This is a genomic window from Pseudoalteromonas sp. SG45-5, assembly GCF_014164085.1.
In the GTDB taxonomy this organism is placed as follows: domain Bacteria; phylum Pseudomonadota; class Gammaproteobacteria; order Enterobacterales; family Alteromonadaceae; genus Pseudoalteromonas; species Pseudoalteromonas aliena.
This window is the reverse complement of the sequence record NZ_JACJEM010000219.1, coordinates 1-212: the sequence shown is the minus strand read 5'-3', so window position 1 is coordinate 212 and position 212 is coordinate 1. Positions and strand designations below refer to the sequence as shown.

The 212-nt window shown below is 45.3% G+C and carries 1 rRNA gene; it reads left to right on the top strand.

What is annotated here, in order from left to right:
• Positions 1–93: 93 nt before the first annotated feature.
• Positions 94–208 (top strand): 5S ribosomal RNA (gene rrf / locus H5119_RS20820).
• Positions 209–212 lie beyond the last annotated feature (4 nt).

Here is a 212-nt window from a genome sequence, read left to right as displayed (position 1 = left end):
TGACTCTTAGCGCGTAGCGTTAAAGTTGAGGCACCTTGCGCAAAGAAAATGGTAGCACTACGTGCTTGTCATTAATTCTTTGCACCTAATTTGCTTGGTGACAATAGCGTTTTGGACCCACCTGACTCCATGCCGAACTCAGTAGTGAAACGAAACAGCGCCGATGATAGTGTAGCATTTGCTATGTGAAAGTAGGACATTACCAGGCTTCA